The organism is Lysobacter silvisoli (genome assembly GCF_003382365.1).
In the GTDB taxonomy this organism is placed as follows: Bacteria; Pseudomonadota; Gammaproteobacteria; order Xanthomonadales; family Xanthomonadaceae; genus Lysobacter; species Lysobacter silvisoli.
On sequence record NZ_QTSU01000001.1, the window covers coordinates 2,382,915 to 2,409,810 of the forward strand.

General features: G+C 70.1%; 16 protein-coding genes. 4 read left to right on the top strand and 12 right to left on the bottom strand.

What is annotated here, in order from left to right:
* Positions 1–52: 52 nt before the first annotated feature.
* Positions 53–1,171: a PepSY-associated TM helix domain-containing protein gene (locus DX914_RS10555; protein WP_231118194.1), complete on the top strand. Its 1,119-nt coding sequence runs from the start codon at positions 53–55 to the stop codon at positions 1,169–1,171.
* Positions 1,172–1,236: 65 nt separating this feature from the next.
* A complete protein-coding gene (locus DX914_RS10560) occupies positions 1,237–1,572 on the top strand; it encodes a YegP family protein (RefSeq protein ID WP_115858930.1) in 336 nt (111 codons plus the stop codon).
* 66 nt (positions 1,573–1,638) lie between these two features.
* Here DX914_RS10560 and DX914_RS20230 read toward each other — a convergent pair whose 3' ends face one another.
* From DX914_RS20230 to DX914_RS20580, 4 genes are all read right to left on the bottom strand, one after another.
* Positions 1,639–2,133, bottom strand: coding sequence for a hypothetical protein (locus tag DX914_RS20230; protein ID WP_158549237.1), 495 nt, complete (start codon positions 2,131–2,133; stop codon positions 1,639–1,641).
* Positions 2,120–7,585, bottom strand: a complete 5,466-nt coding sequence (locus DX914_RS10570; RefSeq protein ID WP_115858932.1) for an RHS repeat-associated core domain-containing protein — start codon at positions 7,583–7,585, stop codon at positions 2,120–2,122. The genes DX914_RS20230 and DX914_RS10570 overlap by 14 nt, the downstream gene beginning before the upstream one ends.
* Positions 7,586–7,634: 49 nt before the next feature.
* Positions 7,635–15,830: an IPT/TIG domain-containing protein gene (locus tag DX914_RS10575; RefSeq protein WP_115858933.1), complete on the bottom strand. Its 8,196-nt coding sequence runs from the start codon at positions 15,828–15,830 to the stop codon at positions 7,635–7,637.
* Positions 15,831–15,941: 111 nt separating this feature from the next.
* Positions 15,942–16,157, bottom strand: coding sequence for a hypothetical protein (locus DX914_RS20580; protein ID WP_231118247.1), 216 nt, complete (start codon positions 16,155–16,157; stop codon positions 15,942–15,944).
* On the opposite strand from DX914_RS20580, the gene DX914_RS10580 reads away from it, so the two are divergent.
* The gene (locus DX914_RS10580; RefSeq protein WP_231118242.1) at positions 16,135–17,019 is read left to right on the top strand and encodes a cytochrome-c peroxidase; all 885 of its coding nucleotides are present in this window, start codon (positions 16,135–16,137) and stop codon (positions 17,017–17,019) included. The genes DX914_RS20580 and DX914_RS10580 overlap by 23 nt on opposite strands.
* 53 nt (positions 17,020–17,072) lie before the next feature.
* On the opposite strand, the gene DX914_RS10585 is transcribed toward DX914_RS10580, so the two are convergent.
* A complete protein-coding gene (locus DX914_RS10585) occupies positions 17,073–17,573 on the bottom strand; it encodes a hypothetical protein (RefSeq protein WP_115858935.1) in 501 nt (166 codons plus the stop codon).
* A gap of 190 nt (positions 17,574–17,763) precedes the next feature.
* Between DX914_RS10585 and dusB the strand changes: the two genes are divergently transcribed.
* Positions 17,764–18,762: a tRNA dihydrouridine synthase DusB gene (gene dusB, locus DX914_RS10590; protein ID WP_115858936.1), complete on the top strand. Its 999-nt coding sequence runs from the start codon at positions 17,764–17,766 to the stop codon at positions 18,760–18,762.
* A gap of 13 nt (positions 18,763–18,775) precedes the next feature.
* On the opposite strand, the gene DX914_RS10595 is transcribed toward dusB, so the two are convergent.
* From DX914_RS10595 to DX914_RS10625, 7 genes are all read right to left on the bottom strand, one after another.
* Positions 18,776–19,828 carry a metal-dependent hydrolase gene (locus DX914_RS10595; protein WP_115858937.1) on the bottom strand — a complete coding sequence of 351 codons (1,053 nt, stop codon included), beginning with the start codon at positions 19,826–19,828 and terminating at the stop codon, positions 18,776–18,778.
* 79 nt (positions 19,829–19,907) lie between these two features.
* Positions 19,908–20,294, bottom strand: coding sequence for a VOC family protein (locus tag DX914_RS10600; RefSeq protein ID WP_115858938.1), 387 nt, complete (start codon positions 20,292–20,294; stop codon positions 19,908–19,910).
* Positions 20,291–21,331 (bottom strand): ferritin-like domain-containing protein, encoded by a 1,041-nt coding sequence (locus DX914_RS10605; RefSeq protein ID WP_115858939.1) that lies wholly within the window; start codon positions 21,329–21,331, stop codon positions 20,291–20,293. The genes DX914_RS10600 and DX914_RS10605 overlap by 4 nt, the downstream gene beginning before the upstream one ends.
* A complete protein-coding gene (locus DX914_RS10610; protein WP_115858940.1) occupies positions 21,328–23,268 on the bottom strand; it encodes a hypothetical protein in 1,941 nt (646 codons plus the stop codon). Before DX914_RS10610 ends, DX914_RS10605 begins: the two co-directional genes overlap by 4 nt.
* 64 nt (positions 23,269–23,332) lie before the next feature.
* On the bottom strand, positions 23,333–24,295 hold the full coding sequence (locus tag DX914_RS10615; RefSeq protein WP_115858941.1) for a hypothetical protein: 963 nt from the start codon (positions 24,293–24,295) through the stop codon (positions 23,333–23,335).
* Complete coding sequence (locus tag DX914_RS10620) at positions 24,292–25,011, bottom strand: VTT domain-containing protein (RefSeq protein WP_158549239.1); 720 nt, start codon at positions 25,009–25,011, stop codon at positions 24,292–24,294. The genes DX914_RS10615 and DX914_RS10620 overlap by 4 nt, the downstream gene beginning before the upstream one ends.
* Positions 25,008–26,846, bottom strand: coding sequence for a TonB-dependent receptor plug domain-containing protein (locus tag DX914_RS10625; protein WP_158549240.1), 1,839 nt, complete (start codon positions 26,844–26,846; stop codon positions 25,008–25,010). The genes DX914_RS10620 and DX914_RS10625 overlap by 4 nt, the downstream gene beginning before the upstream one ends.
* Positions 26,847–26,896: the final 50 nt, after the last annotated feature.

The window sequence follows — 26,896 nt, forward strand, 5'->3', positions numbered from 1 at the left end:
CTGAGGTTGTTCAGATCTTCCGCACCATCCAAACCCGCCAACAATGCCCAGCATGACGTCGCGCCAGGCTCCCCACCCGATCAAGCGCCGCCTGCGTGCGGCGCTGAAGTGGCTGCATCTGTGGCTGGGCCTGAGCGTGGGCCTGGTCTTCGCGATCGTGGCGCTGAGCGGCACGGTGCTGGCGTTCCAGCGCGAGATCCTGGCGTGGTCGCAGCCGCAGCTGACGGCCGCGCCGCTGCCCGCGCCGGCGCAGCGCGAAGCGGCTCTGGCGCGCATCGTCGCCGACTGGCAGGCGCTCGGACTGAGTTCGCTGGACCTGCCCACCGCGCAGCTACCGGTGTGGCAGGGCTACTTCCCCGACGGCGAGCGCCGTTACTTCGGCGGCGCCAGCGGCGAGCTGCTGCTGGTGCGCAACAAAGGCAACGACTGGGTGCTGTGGCTGCGCGATCTGCACACCCACCTGCTGGCGGGCAAGGCCGGCGAGCAGGTGCTGGGCGTGGTCGGTCTGATCGCCTTGTTCCTGCTGCTCAGCGGCCTGTACCTGTGGTGGCCGCGGCTGAGCGCGCTGGGCGCGAGCCTGCGCTGGTACCGCGGGCCGCCGACGCGGCGCTGGTTCAGCTGGCACCGCAGCGCCGGCGCGCTGCTGCTGCCGCTGACCCTGCTGGCCGTGCTCACCGGCGTGGGCATGGTCTACGACGGCGCCGCGCGCAGCCTGCTGCGCACCGCCCTGGGCGACGGCCCCGACGCACGCAAGCCGCCCAAGCTGGCCGCGCGCGACGCCACGATCGACTGGGCGGCCGTGCTGCGCGCCGCCGACGGCCGCCTGCCCGGCGCCCAGCTGCGCCGCATCGGCCTGCCCAAGGGCGACAGCGGCCTGGTCACCGTGCGCCTGCGCGCGGCCGGCGAGTGGCACCCGGTGGGCCGCAGCATGGTCTGGCTGGACCCCTACCGCGCGCAGGTGCTGGGCGTGCACGACGCCACCGCCCAGGACGCCGGCGCGCGCGCCAGCGAGGCGCTGTATCCGCTGCACGGCGGCTTCGTCGGCGGGCGCCTATGGCAATGGGGGGTGGCCTTCACCGGGCTGGTCCCGGCCTTCCTGCTGGTCACCGGTTTCCTGTTCTGGCGCCGCCGCACCGCGCCGCGCCGGCCCCTGCCCGCCACCTCCGGATAGACGCGTCACACGGCCTTGGCTACTGTGCCCGGAAGGGGCGCCCGCCCCCTCCAGGAGGACCAGCGATGGCCGGCAAGTTCGTGATCAGCAAGCGCTCCAACGGCGAATTCCAGTTCGTGCTCAAGGCCGGCAACGGCGAGCCCATCCTCAGCAGCGAGGGCTACTCGGCCAAGGCGTCGTGCAGCAACGGCATCGAGTCGGTGCGCAAGAACAGCCAGGACCCCAAGCGCTACGAACTCAAGACCGCCAGCAACGGCAAGTTCTATTTCAACCTGACCGCGAGCAACGGCCAGGTCATCGGCACCAGCCAGATGTACGCCGACGCCGGCGGCCGCGAAGGCGGCATCGCCTCGGTCACGGTCAACGCGCCCACCGCGACGGTGGACGGCACCACGGATTGAAGATATCCGGCCCGGCCGGCCTGCGCCGGTCGGGCGGCGATGCGCGCCTGCGCGTTCGATGCACCCTCAAACGCGGCGCAAGTGCGCGCCTATCGTTCCGGCGACGAAGTAGGCGTCGATCTCCGGCAGCAGCGCCACGGCTTCATCGACCGCGACGGTCGCATCGGGCGCATCCCCACCCCAGAGCGGACGCTGCGGCGCGAACCAGGTGCGTAGCAAGGGGCGCCGGTACAGCGTGCAGTAGGCCGGCAGGTAGTGCACCCACATGTCTTCGGCGGCCACCGGTCCGGCGGCGTGGACGATGCCATCCAGCGGAAACGAGGCGAAGTTGAGGCGGAAGCCGACGCCGTCGCGCTTGTCGATCTGGATTTCGATCTGGTCGTAACCCTGCGGGGTGCGCCGACGATGGCGGCCGAACGGAAACGCGGCGCGGATGCCCGGATCGCGGCGATCCTGCGCATCCAACGGCGCGGCCTCGAAGCCGCGCCGTTGCAGTTCCGGCAGCAGACGCTGCTCCAGCGCGGCCAGCACGCCGGCCGCGGCGGATTTACTGGCAGCCACACCCACCGCCGGGCCCCGCGGCGTTGCCCGCGCCGCCGCCTGCGGCACCGCCCGCCGCCGCGCCGGCGCGGCCGACGAAGTCGTAGCCCCAGCGTTCGACGTGATAAAGGTCGCCCATGCCGTTGGCGGCCGCGCGCTGGGCCTTGGTGAGTCCCGAAGTACCGAACTTGGATTCCACGTAGTAGGTCGTCCCCCGGATCGAGCGCCAGGTGCTGTCCACCACGGTACGGTAACCGGGAATGCTGCGGGTCTGGGTTTCGACCAGGCGGCTGCCCTTGGCCCAGTTGTTGACCAGCGACAGGGTTTCGCCGATCTGGCCCTTGGTGCCGTTGGACAGGCCCTTGGTGAAGTTGACCAGGCCGCGTCCGGCCAGGCCGCCGCCGACCGCGCCCAGGGCCGCCGACAAACCGGCCTGGCCCCAGTTGATGCAGTCGAAGTTACCGCCGTTCTGGATCAGCTGCAGCGCCACGTCCACGCCGAAGCCGATGCCGGCGCCGATCAGGAAGTTGATGAACTTACCGGTGGGATCGTTGTACGAAATCGGATCGCCGGCGACGTAGGCATAGGTGTTGACGTCGCCGCCGCCGAAGCCCAGCGGGTCTTCGCTGAGGAAGCGGCCCATGCCCGGGTGGTAGTAACGCGCGCGGTAGTGGTACAGGCCGCTGTCGTCGAGTTCGCGCCCGGTGTAGCGGTAGGGATTGTTGTGGCTGCCCAGGCTGGCCTGGGTCTGGCCGTAGGGCGTGTAGTCGTAACGCTGCACCAGGTTGCCGCTGCCGTCGGTGAGGCCACGGGTGCTGCCGATAGCGTCGGTCAGGAAGTAGGTGCGGCCGTTGACGTCGGTGCGGGCGAAACGCTCGTCGATGTCGGCGCCGGTGAGGATGCCGGCGACGTTGCTGCCGCGGGTCTCCTGCACCGGATCGGCGCCGTCGTACAGGTAGCCGGTGCTCTGCCCGTTCTCGGCCTTGCTGGTGCGCCGGCCCATGGCGTCGTACTGGAACGCGGCAATGGTCTGCCCGCCCTGCACGATCGCCACCAGCTGGTCGCGCGCATCCCATTGGTAGCTGCGCGTGCCGTCGCCGGTGAGGTTGCCGTTGGCGTCGTAGCTGAGCGTGGCGCCGTTGTACTGGGTCTGGCGATTGTTGTCGTCGAAGGCATTGCCGGTGCTGGCCGCCGGCAACAGATTGCTGGCCAGGCTGCCGGTCTGGGCGATGCGTTGGCCGGCGCGGTCGTAGGCGTAGCCCAGGTCTCCCAGCGGACTGCCGTCGGGCTTGAGGTAGGCGATGCCGGTGACCTGGCTGGACGCATCGTAGGCGTAGCCGGCCTTGACCCCGTTGGGCAGGGTCAGCTGGCTGCGGCGGCCCAACGCGTCATACTGGAATTCGACGGTTTCGCTGCCCTGCAGGATGCGGGTGAGCTGGTCGGCGGCGTTGTACTGGTATTCGACCTTGGCCTGGCTGCCGGCGGTCATGCCCACGCGGCGGCCGATCGCGTCGTACTCGTAGGCCACCGAACCGCCGGGGCTGGCTTCCTGCAGGATGCGGTCGTAGACGTCGTACTGCCAGCTCAACAGGCCCGACACGCTGTCGTCCACCTGCAGCAGGCGGTCGGCGGCGTCGTAGCTGAAGCCTTGGGTGCTGCCGTCGGCATAGGTGGTCAGATTCGGGCGGCCGAGCGCGTCGTAGGCGAAGCTGGTGGTCTGCTGCTTGCGGTCGGTGTAAGCGGTGACCCGGCCGATGGCGTCGTAGGCCCAGCTTTCGGCCTGGCTCAAGGCATCGGTGCGCGCGGTCATGCGATCGCGGTTGTCGTAGGCGTAGGTGATGCCGGTGCCGTGCGGCAGCAGCGCCGCGGTCAGGTTGCCGTTGTGGTCGTAGGCCAGGTCGGTGGCGTTGCCTTCGGCGTCGACGATCTTCTTGACCCGCCCGGCAACGTCGTACTCGCGGCGCAGGATGCGGCCCTGATCGTCGCGCACCACCACCAGCCGGCCCAGGCTGTCGTAGGCGAAGCCGGTCGCGCGGCCCAGCGGATCGACCACCGCGGTCAGCTCATTGCCGTCGTAGTGGTACAGGGTGGTGTTGCCGGCCGCGTCGGTCGCGGTCAGCGGCTGGCCGTTGCCGTTGCAGGTGATCTGGGTGACGCGGTTGAGCGGGTCGACCATGCGCGACAGGCAGCGGTTGACGTACTCGAAGCGGGTCGTGCGGTTGAACGGGTCGGTGATGCTGGCCAGGTCGCCCTCGGCCGTGTAGCTCATGCTCACGGTCTTGGCATCGGCCGTGCCGGCCAGGTACTTCACCTGCGTGGTCAGGCCCAGGCCGTTGTACTGGAACTCGGTACGACGGCCCAGCGCGTCGATGCGCGCGCTGATCCGCTCGGAGCCCGAGGCGTGCTCGAACTGCACGGTCTGCGCCTGCGGCGTGCCGTAACCGACGGTGTCGCTGACCGGATAGCGCTGCGGGCCGAACACCAGGCGGCGCTTGCGGCCGTCGGCCTGGGTCACCAGCACGCCGTTGCCGTTGCCGTCGTCGTGCAGGTAATCGATATCGATCTCGCTGCCGTCGGCCAGGGTCTGCTTGGTGACCTTGCCCAGGATGTCGGGCTGGCCCGGCACCAGGTTGCGGTAGGTGTTCAGGAACTCGCGATGGCCGCGGCGGTTGGTCAGCGACTTGAAGTTGTGCGCGATCACCTGCCCGGAGGTGGGCGTGCCGATGGCGCCGAACATCAGCTCGTAGCTGTAGCTCTCGAAGCTGCCGTCCGGGAAGTTGACCCGGGTCAGCATGCCGTCGGTGTACTGGTAACTCCAGGTGCGGCCGGTGTGGTCCTGGGCGCTGGCGATGCGGTTGCCGGTGTCGTAGCTCAGGGTGATGCTGCGGCCGCCCGGCGAGGTGATCTTCTTCAGCAGGCCGGCTTCGAACGACAGGTCGACGCGGTTGCCGTTGCGGTCTTCGATGCCGCGCAGCGGCGAGCGGCCGGCGTTGTAGTAGCCGGAGCCGAAGAACATGCGGTTGCCGTTGCGCAGACGCATCCAGTAGCCATGGCCCCAGGTGCTGTCGTTGGCGTGGTTGAGCACCGCGCCGCTGAAGCTCGTCGACGAGCCGGACTGGCGCCACTCGCCGGTGCCGCCCGAGCCCGAGATGCGGCCGAAGCGCACGAACGAACCGTTCGGCAGCACCATCCACATTTCGTTGTAGCCGCTGGGCGCGTGCAGCGTGTACTCGTAATTGGACGCGATGCCGATGCCGAACGCGCGCTTGCGCACATCGTGCTGGCGATAGCTGCGCGACAGCCCGATCGACATCAGATCGGGGATGGCGATGTCCGTCGCGCTGTGCAGGAACGAGCCGGTCGCCAGATCGATCGGATCGCCGGCCACCGCGCCGCCGCCCGAACCCGATGAACCGCAGCCCTCGTTGCAGTTGGGCTGGTCCGGTTCCGGCGGCGGATCGTCGCCGGGCACCGTGTAGCTGCCGCCCATGGTCTGCTGCAGCGCCACGCCCTGCTCCGGCACGAACTGTCTGCCGTCCTCGCCCACCCGGCCCTGGCCGTACACCCGCCAGCCTTCTTGCGGGTCGTAAATCCAGAAGTTCGACAGCGTGCCCGGCGCATGGCCGTCGTAGTTCGGGTACGACACCCGCACGCCCTTGGCCGCCTCCGGCGTCAGGCCCTGGATCACCGCGCCGCCCGGCTCCACGGTGAAGTACATCGGGTAGTTGTCCGCCACCGGGAACGGCGCGCGGTTCACCGGCGTGGGCACCAGCGCCAGCTCCGTCACCAGACGGCCCTTGCGGTCGCGGATCACCGCGCCGGCCGGGATCGTCACTTCCAGCCCCGGCATGTCCGGGTGGCTCAGCACCACGTCGCGGGTCAGCGGCGAGGGAATCTTGACCTTGTCGCGCGCGCTGATGCGCGGCAGGTGCATCAGGTAGGGCAGTTCGGTCAGGCGGCCGCGCTGCACGTCCACGCCGACCACGAACTGGCCGTACTCCACGCCGTCGCGATTGGCGGTGCTGCCGTCCACATACAGCTCCTGGCGGCCGGCCGGCACGTCGAACAGCAGGAAGCTGCCGTCGGCGCGCGTGCGCGTGCTTTGCCCGCCCGCGCTGACTTCCACGTCCGCCACCGGCGTCTGGTCCACCCGCAGCACCTGGCCGCGCAGCGCGGTCACCCGGTACAGCGCGGCGATGCGCGCCATGTCGCGGTGGGTTTGCGCTTCCGCGCCGGGGCCGTAGATGCGCCAGCGGCTGTCGGTGTTGTTCTGGCCCGGCGTCCACACGCCCTCGCGCAGTTGGTCGCTGCGGCGGCAGGGCTGATCGCTGGTGCAAGCCGACTGGCCGCCGGGGCCGGTGGTCAGGTGCAGGGCGCCGTCGCCCTTATCGCCTGGGTCGTGGCCCGCATCCGCGGCCAGCGCCGCGGTGTGGAAATCCACCGCCACCAGCGGCAGCGGCTTGCCTTCGGCCGAATAGCCGCCTTCCAGCATCAGGGTGTAGTCGGCGTCCGGGAACAGCGGCTGCTTGGGGGTCACGAACAGCAGGCGGCCCTGCTCCACCGGCACCACCGCGATCGCGGCGCGGCCGCCGGGGCCGAACAGGGTCGCGCTGCTGGCGTTGAGCGCGTCCACCCGCATCGCCCGGTCGAAGCGCAGGCTGAGCCGTGCATGGGGGTCCACGTCGCGCGCGCCGGCGCGCGGCAGCGAACCGGTCAGGGCCGGGGCGGCTTTCGGATCGGGGGCAAGCGCCGGTTCGGCGGCGACGAAGCGCGCCTGCTCGGCGTCGTAACGCAGTTCGCCCGCGTAGCCACGGCCTTGTCCGTCCACGCCGCCGCTCAGGCGCACGCTGCCGTCGGCCTGCAGCGTGGCGCGATGGCCCAGCCGCGGCGGCGACAGGTCGCCGGCGGTGCGGCGCGTGCCGCGCGCGCGTTCGTCCCACAGTTCGGCCTGGGCCACGCCGCCGCCGGCCGAGGACCAGCCGCCGCTGACCAGCACCCGACCGTCGCTGAGCACCGTGGCGCTGTGCGCGGCACGCGGCAGCAGGTCGACATCGGCCGGGGTCAGCGACTGGCGCAGCGGATCGAACCACAGGCCCTTGCCGTGCAGGCGACCGGCGCTGTCCACCCCGCCCCACACCAGCACCCGGCCGCTGGGCAGCAGGGTCAGGCTGGCCAGGCGCCGCGGCGCGGGCAGGGTCCAGCGTTGCAGCACGCGTTCGCCGGCCGGCTCGATCCGGCTCAGGCGCAGGCGGCTGCCGTCGCGCTCCAGGCTCAGCCAGCGCCCGTCGGGCAGTTGGGTGCGCGCTTCGGCCGCGTTCACCGTCAGCCGTTGCGACAGCGCCACCGGCAGCGGCTCCAGCGCCGCGCCTGCGTCGCCGATGCCCAGCGATGCGCCGCCGATCATGCCCACCAGCGCCAATGCCAGCACGCCGTAGCGCCACTGGGTCTGCAGTCCTTGTCCGATGTGTGCCATCGCTAGTCCTCCTTGCCTGCTCGCGTGCCCGATCCGATCCGTGGATGCGTCAGGGCGTTTCGACCAACGTCACTTGCGCCGTAACGGTTTCGCCCTGGCCCGGATCGATCCAGACCAGGTATTCGCCGCCGGCCGGCAGATTGAGATTCATCGTCAGCGCGTCGCGCACCCAGTTCGATTGCAGCGCCGTGCCGTCGGGTTTGTAGACCGTGTAATAGACATCGCGATTGACCGGCGATGTGACCTGCCCGGCGATGCGCAGCGACACTGCGCGCCCGGCGGTGCCGGCGAAGCTCAGCCGACCGTTGCGGCCGTGGCGCGACAGGTCCAGCGCGTAGTCGGTGTTGGCGGTCAGGCCGGCGGACAGGTCGCTGCTCAGGCTGGCCTGGAACGCGAGCGTGGCCTGGCCCGGCGCGACGATCACGCGGTGGGAGCCGCCCATCAGGTTGCCCAGATTGATATCGCAGCCGCCGTTGCTGACGTAGCAGGTTTCCGACGTCAGCGTGCTGCCGTCGGGCCGGTACACATAGACGCTGGCATACGTGGCACCGCTCATGCTCAGGCCGCTCACGCCCAGGCCCAGGTTCTGGCCCGGCGTGGCGACAAAATCGAACACCACGTTCTGGCCGACCGTTTGCGTGGCATAGCCCAGGCTGGCGCCGTCGACGTCCAACTGCGCGGCCGTGCCTGGCGTCAGGCTGATCTCGGCGGTGACGGTTTCGCCGAGCATGGGATCGACCCAGACGAAGTAGTCGCCGTCGACCGGCAGGGTCAGATTGAGCGTGGCCGCGCCGCGCACGTTGGACGACTGCAGCACCGTGCCGTCGGGCTTGTACACCGCATAGCTCACGTCGCGGTTGGCCGGCACGGTGACCTGGCTGGCGATGCGCAGCGCCACCGCCTGGCCGGCGCTGCCGCTGAAGCCCAGGCGAGCGTTGCGGCCGTTGCGCGACAGATCCAGCGCATGGACCGCGTTCGGCGCCAGCGTCGCGACCAGGTCGTTGGACAGCGCGGCCTGGAACGAGACCATGCCCGCGTCCGGCACCACCAGCACGCGGTGGCGTCCACCGGAGAGGTTCCACAGATTCAGATCGCAACCGCCGTTGCTGACGTAGCAGGTGTCGTAGGCGAGCTGGCTGCCGTCGGGGCGGTAGACGTAGACCGTGGCGTTGCTGCCGCCGCTGACCGCGAACTGCGACAGCCCCAGGCCGACGTTCTGGCCAACGCTGGCGTCGAACTCGAAGCCCACGTTCTGCGCCGCGGTCTGGGTGACGTAGCTGGCGACCGTGCCGTCCACCTGCTGCACGCCGCCCACGCCGGTGGACAGGATCACGCCGGCATTGGCGGTTTCGCCGTAGTTGGGATCGACCCACACGTAATAGTCGCCGCTGGCGGGCAGGGTCAGGTTCATGGTCAGCGCAGTGCGCACCGTCACCGTCTGCAACACCGTGCCGTCGGGCTTGTACACACCAACGCTCACGTCGCGGTTGGCCGGCACGGTGGTCTGCCCGGAGAAGCGCAGGGCCACGGTCTGGCCGGCGCTGCCGGCGAAGGACAGACGCGCGTTGCGACCCGGCTGGGCCAGCGCCAGGGCGTAGGCAGTGTCGGCCTGCAGCGTGGTCGCCAAGTCCAGCGTGGCGGTGGCGCGGAAGCTCATCGTGCCGTCGTTGGGCACCACCACCACGCGGTAGGTACCGGCGGACAGGTTGCTCAGGTTGGCATCGCAACCGCCGTTGCTGGGATAGCAGTTCTCGTAGCCGTGCTGGCTGCCGTCGGGCCGGTAGATGTAGACCGTGGCCGAGCTGCCGCCGGTTATGACCAGCTGATCCAGGCCGATGCCGACATTCTGACCGTTGCCGGCGACGAAGGTGAACGCCGCCTGCTGGCCCGGCACCTGGGTGGCATAGGTCTGTGGCGTGCCGTCCAGCGCCTGCGTGCCGATGGCGCCGGCCACCAGGGTCAGCTGCGCGGTCGCGGTCGCTCCGTAGTACGGATCGACGAACACCGTGTAGCTGCCGCTGGCCGGCAGGTTGTGCAGGTGGTAGGTGCCGTTGGCGTTGACCGCCGAACCCTGCAGCAGGGTCCCGTCGGGCTTGTAGATCGAGTAGTACACGTCGCGGCTGGCCGGCACGGTGACCTGGCCGCCGACGCGCAGGGCCAGGCTCTGCCCGGCCTGCGCATCGAAGCTCAGGCGCGCGTTCTGGCCGCGACGCGACAGGTCCAGCGCATAGGCCGTGCCCGGCAACAGCGTGGCGGTGGCCTCGGCGCTCAGCGAGGCCTTGAAGCTCATGGTGCCGTTGCCGTTGCTAGGCGCCGACACCACCACGGTGTGCTGGCCCGCGCTGAGGTTGTTGAGGTCGAGTTCGCAGCCGCCGCTGCTCTGGTAGCAGGTCTCGTACACCAGCTGGCTGCCGTCGGGGCGATACACGGTGACCGTGCCGTAGCCGTTGGTGATGCCGCCGACGGCGTAGTCGCTAATGCCCAGGCCCAGGTTCTGGCCCTGGCTGGCGTTGAAGCGCAGCGTGGCGGTCTGCCCGGCCACGCTGGTGGCCAGCACGCTGGGCGCGCCGCCCACCACCGGCGTGTTGACCACGCCCGCGCTCAGCAGCACCTGCATGGCGGTCTTCTCGCCGTTGAGCGGATCCAGCCACAACAGATAGTCGCCGCTGCTGGGCAGATTGAGGTTCAAGCTCACCGCGTCGCGCACGTTGCCCGATTGCAGCGCGCTGCCGTCGGGCTTGTACACCGCGTAGGCCACATCGCGGCTCGCCGGCGTGGTCGTGGTGCCCGACAGGCGCAGGGTCACGCTCTGGCCAGCGCTGCCGGCGAAGGACAGGCGCGCGTTGCGGCCGTACTGCGCCAGGTTCAGCGCGTAGGCGTTGTCCACCGTCAGCGCCGCGCCCAGATCGGTGCTCACCGCCGCCTGCAGGCTCATCGTGCCGCTGTTGGGCACCACCTGCACGCGGTAACGGCCGCCTTGCAACTTGGACAGGTTGACGTCGCAGCCGCCGTTGCTCTGGTAGCAGGTTTCGTTGGTGAGCTGGCTACCGTCGGGGCGGTAGACGTACACCGTGGCGTAAGTGCCGCCGCTCATCGTCAGCTGGCCAATGCCCAGGCCCAGGTTCTGGCCGGTGCTGGCGGTGAAGTCGAAAGCGATGCGCTGGCCCGCGGTCTGCGTGGCGTAAGCGCTGGCGGCGCCGTCGATGGGCTGCAGCGGATCGCTCGGGCCCGGCACGCTCGGATCGCCGGCGCCGCCGGTCTGGGTGAGCTGCGCGCTCACGCTGGCGCCGTAGTAAGGATCGACGAAGACCGCGTACGTACCGCTGGCCGCCAGGTTGCTCAGGGTCATGGTGCCGCTGGCGCCGTAGGCACCGCCTTGCAGCGTGGTGCCGTCGGGCTTGCTCACCGTGTAGTACACGCTGCGCCCGCTGGGCAGAGTGGTCTGCGCGGCGATCTGCAGCGAGACCGTCTGCCCGGCCGTGGCGTTGAAGCTCAGGCGTGCGTTCTGGCCGCGGCGCGGCAGATCCAGCGCATAGGCGCTGCCCGCCGCGAGCGTGCCGACGGTGTCCGGCGTCAGTGTGGTCTTGAAGCTCATGGTGCCGTTGCCGGCCGTCGGCGCCATCACCAGCACCGTGTACTGGCCCGCGCCCAGGCGCGGCAGGTCCAGATCGCAACCGCCGTAGGTCTGGTAGCAGGTTTCGCTGGTGAGCTGGGTGCCGTCCGGGCGATAGACGTAGACGCTGCTGGTGCCGTTGGTGACGCCGTTGACCACGTAGTCGCTGATGCCCAGGCCCAGGCTCTGGCCTTCGCTGGCGCTGAAGCCGAAGTAGGCGTGCTGGCCGGCGACCGAGGTCGCATAGCTGTCGGTGCCGCCGCCCACGGTGGACGAACCGGTCACGCCCGAGGACAGGGTCACGCTGACCGCCGCGGTCGCGCCGTAGTACGGATCGACGAAGACGGTGTAGCTGCCGCTGGCCGGCAGCTGGTTGAAGTTGTAGGTGCCGTTGGCGTTGACCGCGGCCGTGTGCAGCTGGCTGCCGTCGGGCTTGAACACGGTGTAGGTGACGTCGCGGCCCGCGGGCGTGGTGGTCTGCCCCGCGAAGCGCAGCGCCACGGTCTGGCCGGCCACGGCATCGAAGCTCAGGCGCGCGTTCTGGCCACGGCGCGCCAGATCCAGCGCATAGGCGGTGTCGGGCTGCAGCGCCGCCACGACTTCAGCCGACACGGTGGCCTTGAAGCTCATCATGCCGTTGCCGCCGCTGGGCGCGTTCACGGTCACGCTGTACTGACCGGCGGCCAGATTGATCAGGTCCAGATCGCAGCCGCCGTAGCTCTGGTAGCAGGTTTCGCTGGTGAGCTGGCTGCCGTCCGGTCGATAGACGTAAACGCTGCTGGTGCCGTTGCTGATGCCGCCGACGATGTAGTCGCTGATGCCCAGGCCCAGGTTCTGCCCGGCCGTGGCGGTGAAGTTGAAGTAGGCGTGCTGCCCGCTGGCGGTGGTGGCGAACGTGGTCGGATCGCCGTCCACCGGCGTGGCGCCGGCGCTGCCGGACACCAGGCTCAGCTGCGCGGTCGCGGTCACGCCGTAGTAGGGATCGACGAACACCGTGTAGTTGCCGCTCACCGGCAACACGGCGAAGTTGAAGGTGCCGTTGGCGTTGACCGCCGCGCCCTGCAGCAGGCTGCCGTCGGGCTTGCTCATGGTGTAGTACACGTCGCGGCCGGAGACCGGCGCGGTGGCCTGGCCGGACACGCGCAGGGCCAGTGCCTGACCGGCGGTGCCGGCGAAGCTCAGGCGCGCGTTCTGGCCGCGGCGCGGCAGGTCCAGCGCATAGGCGGTGTCGGCCTGCAGCGTGGCGGCGACTTCAGGCGATAGCGTGGCCTTGAAGCTCATGGTGCCGGTGCCCGCACTGGGCGCGCTGACGGTGACGTTGTAGGTGCCGCCGACCAGGTTGATCAGATCCAGCTCGCAACCGCCGTAGCTCTGGTAACAAGTCTCGGTCACCAGTTGGCTGCCATCCGGGCGGTACACGTACACGGTGCTGTTGCCGTTGGTCACGCCGCCGACCGCGTAATCGCTGATGCCCAGGCCCAGGTTCTGGCCCGGCGTCGCGGTGAAGCTGAAATACGCCTGCTGGCCGGCCACCGAGGTGGCGAACGAGCCCGCATCGCCGCCCACCGGCGGCGCGCCGGTCACGCCCGAGGCCAGGGTCAACTGCGCGGCCGCGGTGGCGCCGTAGTAGGGATCGACGAAGACGGTGTAGGTGCCGTCCGCCGGCAGGCGGGCGAAGTTGAAGATGCCGTTGGCGTTGACCGCCGCGCCCTGCAGCAAGCTGCCGTCGGGCTTGTAGACCGAGTAGTAGACGTCGCGGCTGGCCGGCACCGTGACCTGGCTGGCGATGCGCAGCGCCAAAGTCTGCCCGGCCGTGGCGGCGAAGCTGTAACGGCCGTTCTGGCCGCGGCGCGACAGGCCCAGTTCGTAAGGCGTATCGGCCTGTAGCGCGGCGGTGGCTTCCGCCGACACGCTGGCCTTGAAGCTCATGGTGCCGCTGCCCTGGCTGGGCGCGGCCACGGTCACGCTGTACTGCCCCGCGCCCAGGTTGAGCAGGTCGAGCTCGCAGCCGCCGTTGCTCTGGTAGCAGGTCTCGGTCGCCAGCTGGCTGCCGTCGGGGCGGTACACGTGGACGGTGCTGTAACCGTTGGTGACGCCGCCGACCGCGTAATCGCTGATGCCCAGGCCCAGGTTCTGGCCGGCCGTCGCGGTGAAACTCAGGTAGGCGTGCTGACCCGTCGTGGTGGTCGCCAGCGCGGTCGGATCGCCGCCCACGGTGGGCGTGCCGGTCACACCGGAAGACAGGGTCAGCTGCGCATCGGCGCTGGCGCCGTAATAGGGATCGACGAAGACCGTGTAACGGCCCGACGCCGGCAGCTTGGCCAGGTTGTAGGTGCCGTTGGCGTTGACCGCCGAGCCCTGCAACAGGGTGCCGTCGGGCTTGCTCAGGGTGTAGTAGATATCGCGGCTGGCCGGCACCGTGACCTGGCCGGCGATGCGCAGCGCCAGGGTCTGCCCGGCGCTGGCGTCGAAGCTCAGGCGCGCGTTCTGGCCGCGGCGCGGCAACGACAGCGCATACGCGCTATCGGCCAGCAAAGTGCCGGTGCTGTCGGCCGACAGCGTGGCCTTGAAGCTCATGGTGCCGTTGCCGCTGCTGGGCGCGGTCAGGGTCACGCTGTAGGTGCCCGCGGACAGGTTGGGCAGGTCCAGGTCGCAGCCGCCGTTGCTCTGGTAGCAGGTTTCGCTGAGCAGCTGGCTGCCGTCGGCGCGATAGACGTAAACGCTGCTATAGCCGTTGGTGACGCCGTTGACCACCAGGTCGCTGATGCCCAGGCCCAGGTTCTGGCCCTGGCTGGCGCTGAAGCGCAGATAGACGTTCTGGCCCGCGCTCGCGGTGGCGTAGCTGCCGGTGTCGCCGCCGACTTCCGGCGTGCCGGTCACGCCGGTGTGCAGGGTGACCTGGGCGTTGGCGGTCGCGCCGTAATAAGGATCGGCGAACACCGCGTAGGTGCCGCCCACGGGCAGGTTGGCGAGATTGAAGGTACCTGCGCCGTTGATCGCCGCGCCCTGCAGCAGGCTGCCGTCGGGCTTGTACACGCTGTAGTAGACCTGCTGGCTGGCCGGCAGCGTAGTCTGCGCAGCCACGCGCAGCGCCAGGGTCTGGCCCTGCGTGGCGACGAACGACAAGCGCCCGTTCTGGCCGCGGCGCGGCAGCGCCAGCGCGTACGCGGTGTCGGGCGCCAGCGTGGTCGTGACTTCGTCCGACAGCGTGGCCTTGAACGCCATGGTGGCGTTGCCGCTGCTGGGCGAGTTGACGGTGAGGGTGTAGCTGCCCGGCGCCAGGTTGATCAGATCCAACTCGCAGCCGTTATTGCTCTGGTAGCAGGTTTCGTAAGCGAGCTGGCTGCCATCGGGGCGATGCACGTAGGCGTAGCTGTAGCCGCTGGTGGTGCCGCCGATGGTCAGTTCGCTCAGGCCGATGCCCAGGTTCTGTCCCGAGCCCGCCACGAACACCATGCGCTTGCTTTGGTAGGCCGACGTGGTCGGCACCGTCAACGCACCGTCCTCGATGCGCAGCAGCTTGTTCTTCTCCAGCGCCACGCTCCACGATGCCGGCACCGCGCTGGGCTTCATCAGCAGCAGATAGGTCGATGCGTTCAACCGCGGCAGGTGCACCGTCGGGCTGGTCGCGCTCACGCTGCCGTTGGCCACCACCGCGTTGGTCGGGCCGTACAGCGTGTACGTCACCGTCGTGGCCAGACCGGTGAACTGCAGGCTGCTCATCAGCCCCGCTTCGCCGTCGATCAGCAGGCCCAGCTGCTGGTTCGCCGCGCTCGCCGACAGGCTCTGCGCCGGGCCGTCCACCAGCAACCGCCCGGCATTGACGAGGTCGCCCGCGTTCACGCCGTTGGGCGGCACCACCACGATCTCGTCGCTGACCGCGCGGCCGTACGGCGTCAGCACCGTCACCCGGCCGCTGCCCGTGCCCGGCGGCACCGGGAACGTCAGCTGGGTGTTGCCGATCGCGCTGGGCAGCGCGTAACGCCCGTTCAACAGCACCCGGGTCTGGTCCGGCATCGGGTACAGCCGCTGGCCGTCCACCGTCACCGACGCGCCCGCCGCCGCCACCAGCGGCGCTACCGCGGTGATCGCCGGCGGCAGCGCGTTCTCGTCCACCACGAAGTCGGCCGGGCCGGTCGCGGTCTGCGTGCCCACCGTCACCGTCAGCGGGCCGGTGGTCGCGCCCAGCGGCACCAGCGCCACCAGCTCGGTCGCGCTGGCCGACGTCACCGTGGCCGCGGTGCCGTTGAAGGCCACCGTGTTCTGCGCCGGCGTCGCGCTGAAACCCTGGCCTTGGATCGTGATCGGCAGGCCCACGCCGCCGCGCGCCGGCGCGAAGGCGAACACCGCCGTTTCGCTCGCCGCCAGGCGCTCGATGCGCAGCAGGTTGCCGATCTTGTCGTAGACGTAGCGCGCGCTCTGGCCGGCGTCGTTGGTGGTCACCACCAGCCGGCCGCTGCCGTCGTAAACGTACTTGGCCGCCACCGCCCAGGAGCCGGCGAGCAACGCCAGCAGCGCGATCAGGACGATGCCCAGCGTGCGTCGCGATGGCCGCAGCAGCGCCGCGGCGCCGCGTGCGACGAGATTACGGGTATGCAGGCGTAGCCCGATCCGACGACCCAGCTGGTCCATCACGCTCTCTCCCTAGAGCTCGGCGATTCCGCCGCTCCGTGTGCTGTCGCACTCGCCGCGCCATCCACGGCGCGTCCATGCCGTCATTTAGATCGATGATCCATTACAACGTCAAGCGTGCCAGACTGATTTGGTGAACCGTCTCAGCACATCGCAACTTGCGATTGCCGCCTGCCTGGCGTTGGCGACGATCGCCTGCGCGCCATCGGACACGCCGAAGTCCGTCGACAGCGCGACGCAGAACGCGCGAATCGCACTGGGAAAACGCCTGTTCTTCGACGCGCGGCTCAGCGCCACCGGCGAAGTGAGTTGCGCCAGCTGCCACAACCCTCGATTGGCATTCTCAGACGCGCGTGCGGCGTCGCAAGGCGTGCATGGCAAAGCAGGCACCCGCAACGCGCCATCGCTGCTGCAAACTGCGACGGAGCGCAATTTTTTCTGGGACGGACGCGAGCAACGACTCGAAGCGGCGGTGCTGCAGCCCTTCACCAATCCGGTCGAAATGGGCTTGGCCGACGGCGCGCTGATGCAGCGGGTGCGCGCGCAACCCGACTATCGCGCGGACCTGCAAGCCGCCTATCCCGAACGCGGCGACGCGATCGGCGAAGCCGAACTCGGCGCGGCGCTGGCCGCGTACCTGCGCTCGCTGCCGCGCGATCGCAGCGACTACGACCGCCACGCAGCCGGAGACCGCGACGCGCTCAGCGCCGAGCAACTGGCGGGTCTGGAAGTGTTCCGCGGCAAAGCGCAATGCGCGAGTTGCCACCTCAGCACCGGCGCGCCCGCGACGTTCACCGACGACGGCTTCCATCACCTGGGCGTGAACGACGCCGCTATAGCCGGACGCGTCGCCCAGCTGTTGCAGGAACTGCCGCCGCCGGGCCCGACCTTGGGCCGCACCGTACTCAGCCGCGCCGACATCGCCGGCCTGGGCCGTTTTGCGGTCACCCGCAAGCCCGCCGACCTGGCCGCGTTCCGCACGCCCTCGCTGCGCAACGTGGCCGCGACCGCGCCGTACATGCACGACGGATCGGTGGCCACGCTGGAGGCGGCGGTGGACCAGGAGATCTATTACCGCAGCCTCAAGCACGGCCGGCCGATCTCGCTGACCGTGGCGGAACGGCGGCAGTTGCTGGCGTTCCTGCAGGCGCTGACGGACCGCGACTACGTCGCATCGGCGCAACCGTGAAGCGATGATCCAGCGCGATGCGGCCGCGCGCAGGCGCGCGCGACCGCCGGGGCTTACTTGCCCTGCTCGCCCGGCGCCGACGGTGCGGGCTCCGCTGCGGCCGGCGGCGCGGCCTCGGCCGGCAGGCTGCCGCTCACTTCGATTTCCTGGCGCCCCGCCGGCTTGCCGTTGAGCGTGGCCTCGACCACGTAGCGGCCCAACGGCCAGGGGCCGTTCTTCGGGAATTCCAGGTTGGTCGTGGTCGCGCCGCTGGGGCTCACGCTGCGGTTGGCCTCGCTCACGCTCTGGCCGTTGGCCATCGCCACCAGCTTGACCGCCAGCGCCTGGTCCTTGGCCACGCCCTGGGTCTTGATCGAGGCGATCAGCTTGTCCTCGGGCGCGAACAAAGTCAGCGGCTGCACCGCTTGGTCGGTGCCCACGCTCTTGCCCACGTCAAGCGCCTGGAAGGTGAGCGCCTGCGGCGCCGCTGCAGCGGTGTCGGCCGATTCGGTGCCCGGCTTGCAGGCCGACACGGCGAGGGCAACGGCCAACACGGTCATGAGCTTCGCTTTCATCGAATTCCTTTCCTCGAATGCGCAGTAGTGATCGACGGAACCGGCTCCCGGCCCGATCGCCGCGCGACGGCGCGGCCGATGGCCGGATTATGGGCCAAGGACCGGCGAATTTCGCATCGCTCAGCGCGGGTCCCGCGCGGCCGGGTCACCGGTCCCGGCCCGCCTTCCGGCCCCACGCTACAATGCCGCCATGCGTATCGGCCCCTACCAGATCGCCCACCGGACGGTGCTCGCGCCCATGGCGGGCGTCACCGACAAACCGTTCCGGGTGCTGTGCAAGCGCCTGGGCGCGGGGCTGTGCGTGTCGGAGATGACCACCAGCGACGCACGTTTCTGGAACACGGCCAAGTCGCGCCACCGCATGGACCACGAGGGCGAGCCGGCGCCGATCAGCGTGCAGATCGCCGGCACCGTGCCGGAAATCATGGCCGAGGCCGCGCGCCACAACGTCGAACACGGCGCGCAGATCATCGACATCAACATGGGTTGCCCGGCGAAGAAGGTCTGCAACGCCTGGGCCGGTTCGGCGCTGATGCGCGACGAGGCGCTGGTGGGCCGGATCCTGGACGCGGTGGTGCGTGCGGTGGACGTACCGGTGACCTTGAAGATCCGCACCGGCTGGGACCACGACCAGCGCAACGCCCTGAGCATCGCGCGCATCGCCCAGGAAGCCGGCGTTCAGGCGCTGGCGGTGCACGGCCGCACCCGCGACCAGCAGTACACCGGCCGGGCCGAGTACGACACCATCGCCGCGGTCAAGGCCGAACTGCGCATCCCGGTGCTGGCCAACGGCGATATCGACTCGCCGCTCAAGGCCGCGCAGGTGTTGGCGTACACGGGCTGCGACGCGGTCATGGTCGGCCGCGCCGCGCAGGGGCGGCCGTGGATCTTCCGCGAAATCGCCCACTACCTGGCCCACGGCATCCTGCTGCCCGAGCCTTCGCTGCGCGAAGTCCGCGACCGGTTGATGGGCCACCTGGAACACCTGCACGCGTTCTACGGCGAGCCGTCGGGCGTGCGCATCGCGCGCAAGCACCTGGGCTGGTACGCCAAGGATCGTCCCGAGAACGCGGCCTTCCGCGCGGTGGTCAACCGCGCCGATACCGCCGAGGCGCAGCTGCGCCTGACCCGCGACTACTTCGATGCGCTGATCGCCGGAGTGCCGCCGGAGTTGCCGGCCGCGGCCTAAGCCGGCGGCAAGACTAGGGCGCCGCCGTGGCGCTTGCGGCTTCGCTCTTGCCGGCCGGCAGCGCCGGCTCGTGCCAGATCCGCGTCCACATCGCCGGCAGACGGTCGGCCGCTTTCCACGGCCACTGCAGTTGCTGCGCGGGCACTTCGCTCCAACCGCCGGCGCCGCCCCGGGCGACCACGAAGCGGAAGTTGTAATCGGGCTCCAAGCCCATGCGCAGGTCGCTGAGCACCAACTGGCCATCGCGCTGTTCGGCTTTCATGAAGCCGTGATTGAACCAGGCCAGCCGCGCCACGGACGGATAGCCGGCGACCTGGCGATAGGCGTCCACGTCGGAGTCGTAGGCGTGGAAGCGCATCGGTCCGCGGTCGGCGTACAGCGAGCGCTCGCCTTCGACGTAGCCGGTCGGCGTCATCGCCACCACGCGCCACAGCAGGATGTTGAACGGCATCGGCACCGAGAAGCGCGGTGCGTCGCCCAGGCCCATCGCCGCCAGCGCCGGCTGCGCGGCGCTTTCCACGCGTTGCTTGGCCCACAGCGAGCCGCCCAGGTACAGCGTGCTCAGCGCCAGCCCCAGCAGCAGCGCCGGTTGCGCGCTGCGGCGCTCGCGCGCGAACCAGGCCCAGACGCAGGCGACCAGCAGCCAGACGGTGTAGAGGGGGTCGATGATGAAGATGCTGGACCACATCGCCGGGCGCACCGTCAGCGGCCACAGCAACTGGGTGCCGTAAACGGTGAACGCGTCGAGCACGGGATGGGTGAGCAGCGCCGCCTGCATCGCCCAGAACCAGCGCACCGGCGATTGCGCGACGCGCCCGCCGCGGCTGCGGAACCAGGTCCACAAGGCCCAGGCGATGAGCGGCAGCACCAGCAGCGAATGGCTGAGGCTGCGGTGCCAGGTCATGCGCGACACCGGATCGTCGGTGAGCAGGTTCACCGGGATCACGTCCAGGTCCGGCAAGGTGCCCAGCGCGGCGCCGGCGAGCAGGGCGGCGCGGCGGTGGCCGGCGGGGGCGATGGCGGCGCTGAGCGCGGCGCCGAGCACGATCTGGGTCAGGGAATCCATGCGTGCATGCTAGCGCGCACGGCGCCGCGGCCGGTCGGGCCGCGGCGCCGCGGTTCAGCGCTGCGCCAGCCGCGGCAGGCTAGCGCTGGAACGGCCGGATCAGCCCGACCGGATTGCCTTCCGGATCCTGGATCATCGCGAAGCTGTAGCCGTCGGCATCGGCCGGCGCCATGTACTCGCGGCCGCCGGCCGCGACCGCCGCATCGATGGTCGCCTGCAGATCGTCCACCAACAGATAGAAGTTATGGCCGGGCTCGAAACCGGGCGCATGCGCATCGGCCTGGCCGATGCCACCCAGCAAGGGCTGCATGCGCACCGGAAAGTGCACATAGGCGAAACCGGCGTCGCCGGCCCGGTACTGCCAGCCGAACACCTGGCTGTAGAAGGCCTGCATCGCCGCCTGGTCGCGGGCGATGATCTCGAACATCGCCACGGGATGACGGTTGACCGCACCCGCATCGCTCATGGCATGCCTCCCTGGGTCTTCACGTATTCGAAGCTCGGGCCCACGGTCTGGCCGCTGTCCGGGTCGGCCACGGTCTGCATCATCGCTACCGCCAGCACGCGCAGGTCGTACATCAGGCCGATGGCGCGATCCAGCGTTTCGGGATGGCCGTTGAAGGTGATGTGCAACGCGTTGAGCAGGGCGCTGTAGTTGTAGGCGAACTGCTCGATGCGCGTGCGCGCCTGGCTGCCGACGGTGAAGTCGGCGATCTTGCAGTTCGGCCGCAGCGGCCAGACCCCGGACGGATCGAATTCGATCGGCGTGCCGGCATAGGCGTAACCGTCGGTGGTGACCACCAGTTCGCGGCCGGCGACGATGGAGCCGAAGGTGTAGAAATGCGCCGGCTCGCCCGGGGCCTGGAACGGATCGAGCGCCGTGCCCTCGCCTTCGAGCTTGATGATGTCGATGGCGTGGCAGGCCGAGTCCACGTCGACGATGGGGAACAGCTTGTCGGGCGTGAACCAGCGCGGCGCGACCACCTGCGGCGGCGCGGTCTTGTGGGTGAAAATCGACGGGCCCAGCGCGCGGATGCGTTCCTGGATGGCGTCGTAGAACTGGCCGATGGTGGCGTAGCCCTGTTCGGCGGCGCTGAGCTTGATCGGAATCTCCTGCTCCGGCTCCTCGATGGCCATGAACACGTTCTTGACCAGCGGAATCGAGAACGCCTCGATGCCCACGATCAGGCCGTTGCCGATGTCCATCGGCAGCGGACCCGGGTAGTCGGGCACGAAACCGCGCTTGTCGATCTGCGGATGGCCGCCGATGGCGATCAGGATGTTGCCGGCGATGCTCATGTGCAGCATCTCCTGCACGATGATGCTGCGGATCAGCGCGGCGATGCGCAGGTTGGTACCCGGGCGCAGCGACAGCATCGCGGTCAGATAGGGCGGAATGGTGCTGTGCTCCAGCTCCACCGCGCATTGCAGGTAGCGGTGCAGGTCGATCGGATCTTCGACCGCGCGGATGGCGCTGATGATCTCCGGACGCAGGCGGATCATGAGGACTCTCCCGGCTCTTGACCCGCGCGCTCGCGGCGCGCGAGGTATTGCAGGACGAAGGCGGTCTTGCCGGCGCTTTGCAGCGGTGCCAGCTCGACCTCGGGCGGCTCCGGCGCAGCGGAGGCCAAAGCTCGGGGCGCGGGTTCGGCCATCGGCGGATGGCCCAGCAGCGGCAGGCCGTCGGGGCCCGGCGAGTCCAGCCAGCGCAGGATGGTCGCGCGGTCGCCGGCGCTGAGGTCGCGCGTCACCGGCATGTGGTTGGGGTCGTGGATCGGCAGCGAAAACGCCAGGCGCAGGGCCTTGAGCCGGGTGCACACCGAGTTGTAGCTGCGCAGGTCGACCACGTAACGGCTCATGATCGGGTAGAGGTTGCCGTACTGGGTGAACAGCGGTTGGATGTGCTGGTACCAGGTCGGCTGCGACGGCGGCTCGACTTTGGTGTAGGCCAGCACGCTGATGTAGTTCAGCGGATTGGACACGTAGCCGGCCGGTTGCGTGGCCAACTGGTAGCCGATGCCGTAGAGCTGGCCGGCGATGTAGCCGCGCGGCCGCCCGGGTCCGTCGGGCGCGGCGCTGAGTTCCACGCGGGCGCGGCCGTTTCCGTCGGTAGTGGCGCTGGCCGCGTAGGCGACGCCGTCGGCGGGCGTGGCGATATCGGGGATGGCCGCATGCGGGCGCGTGGGCGGGGTCATCTTGTCGCCGCCGCCGGAACCGCCCATGAAGCCCTGGATGGCGCTGAGCGCGACCGTGGCGCCGGCGGTGGGCACACCGAAACGACTGGCGTAGAGCTCGATGTCGGCGCGCTCGCCCGGGTCCAGGCGGAACACGAAGTTATCGGCGCGCAGGTACTGGCCATCCAGCGATTCCTGCAGCAGCACCTTGTAGCTGCCGTCGGCCTGCGGCGACAGCAGCAGCAGGGGGCAGCCGGGCAGCAGCGACTGCGCCTGGGTATTGCCGCTGAGGTCGTAGCTCTGCACGCCGGCGGTCTGTGCGTACCAGTGCGGCTCTTGGTAAGGCACTTCGCCGATCACCGCCACCGCCGACGCAGGCACATCGGTCAGTTCGGTGCTCGGGTTGGTCGTGGCCACGCCGATCAGCAGCGGCCCCAGGTCTTCGAAACCGGCGTCGGCGCTCTTGATCGGCAGGGTATTGCCCAGGTCCAGGGTCAGCGCCGCGCCGTCGAACTTTCCCTGCGCGTCGTAGACGCCGTTGAGCGGCGCCAGCGGCGATTGCTTGCCCGGCACCGCCACCATCTGCCGGCCGAGCACGAAATGCTTGGGCTCGCCACGCAGGTAGGGGCCGATGCTGCCGACCACGTGGCCCAGGGTGTAGCGCGGAATCGTGGCGTCGCGGCCATAGCCGTAGACGTTGAAGGCGATCGACAGCAGGCCGTCCTGGGTCGCGTCGCGCAGTGCGCGCAGCAGCGGCGAGTCCAGCGCCGTATCCCAGTCGATGCCCTCAAGCACCGACTGGTAGTTGGCCGCCAGCTTCTGGTCCATGGCCACGCCGTTCTTCTGCCGCTGCCACAGGTTGCAGAACGGCGCCGGCTTGAATTCGCCGCTGAGCGCCTGCTTGCGCGCCGCGTCCAGCAGCCGCACCTGCATGCCCCAGATCTGCGACACCATCTGTTGCTGCGGGTCCAGGTCGACCAGCTTGCCCGGTGCGCGCTGGTCGGCGTTCTCCACCAGCATGCCGATCGCGGGGTCGTCGGCCGGCGTGCGCAAGGCGCGGCCGTCCAAGGCGCCGCCGGTCACCGCGCAGTCGAGGAAACGGAAGATGCCGGTGCCTTCGGGGTTCCAGCTGCCGTTCTGGTTGTACTGCTGGTATTCCGGCACGAAGGATTCGTTCTGGAAGGTGCGGACGTCGTTGTTGATGGTGGAGACGTCGGCCTGGAACCAGCCGCGGAAATGCAGGCGCGGCGCGTCTAGGTAACTCATGGTGGTGCTCCTGGCTATGCGGCCCCGCGCGCGGGGCCGGCTCCTTGCTGGGATCGGGCTGCGGTTACTTCTGCTTGGCGTCCTGGTCCGGACAGTCGCCCTCGAACAGGCAGCACCACTCCGGCTCCACCGGGCACATCTGCGCGACCTGATCCCAGGTGGCCGCCGGGTCCGGGCGTTCGTCGCGGAAGTTGCTGTAGTTCTGGCTCACGATCGGCGCGTTCGGCGGATCGGTGGGCGAGCCGGAGAAGTAGAACGACTGCGGATGGCGATAGGGCTCGGCGTTGGCGTCCATCGGCCGGTCGGAGGTGGGATCGCGCCAGAACGCGTAGCCGAACAGGATCTTCTGCGGCCCGACCTCGCGCGCATAGGCCTGGATGCTGCCGCCCAGGTGGGTGCTGCGCTGCGCGTCGTAAGGCAGGTGCTCGATGAAGTCGCGGCGCGGCGGATGGTTCTTGGGCGAGAACTTGCAGCACTGCGGCGTGCCCGGCGGCCGATCGGCGTAGCGCAGGAAATAGGCCTTGTTGCCCAACGACACGAAGGCGCAGGTGAAGTTGTTGGCCATCGGGAAGATCGGCAGGCATTGCTTGTCGTAGAACTCCATCATCGCGCCCTCGCCGTCCTTGTCGGCGGGCACGTAGGTGGAGTCGTAGTAGGTCGCGCCGTAGGACACCTGGTAGTCGTCCGGGGTCAGCCCGGTCGGCGGCGACGCGTACGGCGGCGGGTACTGCTCGTAGTCCTTGAACACCCGGTACATGGTCCAGCTGCTGACCCACCACTTCGGATACAGCGGATCGGTGGGTTCGCCGGCCTTGCGCGGATAGGTGCAACGCGAGGCGGGCACGCAGCCTTTGTCGTTGTGCACGCCGCCGGTGTAGTAGGTGTGGCGCTCGGCCGGCGTCTGCTTGCCCTTGACCGCCTCGGTGCGCGGGCCCGACGCCCAGGCCGTGCCGATCAGCAGCGCGGCCGCGGCCAGGCCGGCGGCCGCGGCGGCGCATGATGCGTAAACCTTCCTTGTCCTGCTCATGGCGCAGTTCCTCCATCGTGCTCACGGGGTACTACCGGACCCGCGCCGGCGGTCAGCCGGCGCAGGAAGAATCGATGCAGGCACCAGGCCGCGACCGGCAAGACCGCCATCGCCGCCAGCATCGCCAGCGGCTGCGCCTGGCGCAGTCCCAGCCAGGCGCTGGCGCCGTACAACGCGCCCAGCGCGCACGACGCCAGCGCCGCATGCGCGAACGCGGCCGTCGCCGGCAAGCCCCACGCGCCGGCCAGGAGCGCGCTGAGTTCGGCCAGCACCGGCAGCGGACGCGCGATCACGATCCACCACAGCGCGCGTTCGCGCGCCCGCGCGCTGGCGCGATCCCACAACGCCGCGCCGATCCAGCGCCGCAACCGCGCCTGCGGCAGCAGCCGGCCCAGCGCATAACCCAGGGCGAAACCGAGCAGGCTGCCGGCCGCGACCGCGGCGCCGCCCCACAGCGGTCCCAGGCTCCAGCACAGCAGCATCGCCACCACGCTGCTGGGCACCGGCAGCAGCACGTCGGCCACCAGCAAACCGATGCCCAATGCGGCCAGCCACAGCGGCGCCTGCTGCGCGGCCAGCCAGGCCGGCGCGGCGCGGTCCATGGCCTCGCCCCACAGCGCGAACGGCGCCAGCACCGCGACCAGCAACAGGCAGGCGAATGCGGCCAGGCGCCACCACGAAGCGCGAGCGACGGCGGCGGACGCGGCGCGGTTCATTGCAACGCCCATTGCAAGGCCAGACGCAGCCGCCGCCCGGGCAAGGGATTGCCCAGGGTTTCGGCTTCGCGCGCATTGCCCAGGTTGTCCACCGCCAGCAGCAGGCGCGCCGGGCCGAGTTGCTGCTGCAGGCTCAGGTCCAGCGTGGTCGCGGCATCCAGCCAGGCATCGCCGGTGGGAACCGAGGAATCGAAGCGGCGACCGAGGTGACGCAGCGCCAGGCCCAGCTCGCGCCGCTCGCCCAGCGGCAGGTCCAGCCGCGCGCTCCACTGCAGGCGCGGCCGATAACGCAGACGCGTGTCGCCGTCTGCGTCGCGCACGCGCATCCAGTTGCCGTCCAGGCTCAGCCGCCAGTCGTTGCGGTAAAGGCGGCTTGCGCTCCATTCCAGCCCCTCGGCTTCGATGCGCGCGCGGTTGACCAGTTGCGGCGGCGGCCCGGCGTCGAAATCGACCAGATCGCGGTAGCGCGCGCTGTAGACGGTGAAGCGCGCACGCCAGGGCGCCTCATCCGAGGTCGCGTAGTACAGCTCGCGCTGCAGCGCCCGCTCGGGCCGCAATGCGGGGTTGCCGACCAGCGGATGGCCCAGTGCGTAGAAGCTGGGCTGCTTGGACGAACGCGCCAGCGACAGCCCCCACTCGCCGCGGCCGGGCGCCAGCGCGCGCTGCAGCGACAGCATCGGCTGCCACTGGCCGTCGGCGCGGCTGGCGCGCTCGTAGCGCAGGCCGCCTTGCGCGGCCCAGGCCGCGCCTTGCCAGCGCGCCTCGGCATAGGCGCTGGCGGTGTCGCGTTGCAGGGCGAAGCGTGCGGGCAGGACGAAGAAACCGAAATCGATGAGGCTGTCGAGTTCGCCGCGCTCGCGCTGCGCCTGCGCGCCGACGCCGAACAGCCAGCGCTCGCCGGCCGGCGACTGCCAGGCCAGCGCGGCTTCGTCGCGACGGTAATCGCTGAGGCTGCGCGTGGGCGGCAGGCCGAAGGGATCGCGCAGGCCCGGCGCCACCCCCGGCGAATCCTCCTCGCCGTCGCGGGCCAGATGCGCCAGTTGCGCGCGCAGGGTGCCGCCGGCGCCGGTGCGGTAATCGCCGCGCAACGAGAACTGGCGGCTGCGGCTGCTGCGCCGGTCCAGCGCACGGATCGCGGCGTAATCGCGACCGCCGCTGTCGTCGGGATAGCCGCGGCCGACGCTGTCGGCGTAGCGCGCATTGGCGTGCAGCGCGAGCCGCTCGTCCCAGCCGTGCTGCCAGCCCACGTCCACCGCGCGGGTGCGCTGGAAACCGTCGGCGCCGTCGCCCTGTTCGTGCTGCGCGGCGCCTAGACGCAGCGCAGCACCCGACCAGGCCGCCTGTGCGCTGCGCAGCTCGTGCCCGCCGACGGCGAAGCCCACGCGCGCGCCCGGCTGCGCGCGGCGGGTGTGGATGTGGATCAGGCCCGCGATCGCATCGGCGTGGGCCACGCTGGCGTTGCCGCGCACGATCTCGATGCGCTCCACGTCCTGGCTGGACAAGGCATTGAGATCGACCGCACTGCCGCGCGAGGACAGCGGATCGTTCTGGCGTACGTGATCGACCAGCACCACCACGTGGCTGGGATCGGCGCCGCGCAGGTACAGCGCGCCGTAGCCGCCGCTGCCGGCACCGCGGTCGACGACCACGCCGGCCTGGCGCGAGAGGATCTCGGCCACGCTCAGGCCTTGCAGCGCATCCAAGTCGGCGCGCTCGAGCACGGTCACGTGCTGGCTGGCCACGGCGGCGCTGATCGGCAAGGTGCTGGCGCTGACCTGGGTGCGGTCGAGGTCGTGGATGCGCTCGGGCGCGGTTTGCGCGGCCGAAACCGGCATCTGCAGTAGCGCGCACAACGACGCCGCCAGCGCATAGCGCCGACGGCGGA